The 1,081-nt window shown below is 49.1% G+C and carries 1 protein-coding gene; it reads right to left on the reverse strand.

Annotated elements, in window-relative coordinates; translation table 11 throughout:
* Positions 1–271: 271 nt before the first annotated feature.
* A partial coding sequence (locus ACTNB3_RS17775; protein ID WP_441027285.1) for an IS6 family transposase occupies positions 272–1,081 on the reverse strand: 810 nt, incomplete at its 5' end.

Raw genomic sequence — 1,081 nt, forward strand, 5'->3', positions numbered from 1 at the left:
AAACGAACCTTGAAAATTGCAAATATATAAGACGGAAGGCCCTCCGGGGGCTCAGGGCGCTGCCCTAAGAACCTGCAAGGGACCAGTCCCTTGACCCGATTCCGGGCTCTGCCCGGACCTGTCCTCGCCGGAAGGCAGGAAAAGAGCGCACTTGCCCCTTTTCTGCTAAACAGGATAATCCGTGAACCTTATGTCAAGAGGCTTTCGCGGCATATCCTCGCACTTCGTGCTCCGGTATTCCACGGTCTTCCTGACAACGGTTCCGCTCCATTTATGCATTTTTCTGTTTCTGGAGATTTAGAATTGTCTGTTGACCAAGGAAGATCAGCAGTTGCCATTTTCCGGGCATATTGTCAGCGCCTTCCAGCATTTCTACTGTGTTCAGGACTTTATAGTTGTTGTGTTTGTGAGGACGCAGAAAGTTATAGTATGCAACCCACAGAGCAAGGTCATAGTTGGCACCGTCGATGTTGTCAAATCCGTTTGTTTTCCGGTAGGACGCTTTATAGGTTCGGTTCAGGCGCTCGATCATCTGCTTGAATGGACGGAACTCTTTGGAAACCGCATCGTCGTTGGTAAGCCCAATCACCTGGGTAATGCAGAACTTGAAGGCATCACCAAATTCATGGAAGAACTGCTGGGCAGCCAGTGGATAGGCACTGTAACCATCTGCGATAAAGCGGAAGTTTTTTGGAAGCTCTTTGAAATGTCGGAAAGCCATGCGCATTGCCATGATACAGGGACCGACGCCGCGGTTGTCAGAGACTTGGTAACCGATGATGGAGCGCTTCGCAGCATCCATAATGAACCAGATATAAGTTTTGATACCACGGATCTTGATATAGGTTTCATCAGCAGTGAAAGTGCTGCCGGCACGATAGTCATAGTTGTCCACGAAAGGTTTTACACAGATAGCAGCAGTTTTACAGTAGTTGGCGATTTGCTGGTGTGAGATCCGGATGTTATAAAGATCCTTCAAAGCCTGGGAGGTTTTCCGCAGGGAGAGCCCGAGGTTAACGTGAAGAGTCAGGCACAGTGACATCACGTGGGAATCGAACTTGTTGAACTTCAGGGAAGAAGC

Source organism: Bariatricus sp. HCP28S3_D3 (assembly GCF_052065755.1).
In the GTDB taxonomy this organism is placed as follows: Bacteria; Bacillota; Clostridia; order Lachnospirales; family Lachnospiraceae; genus Allocoprococcus.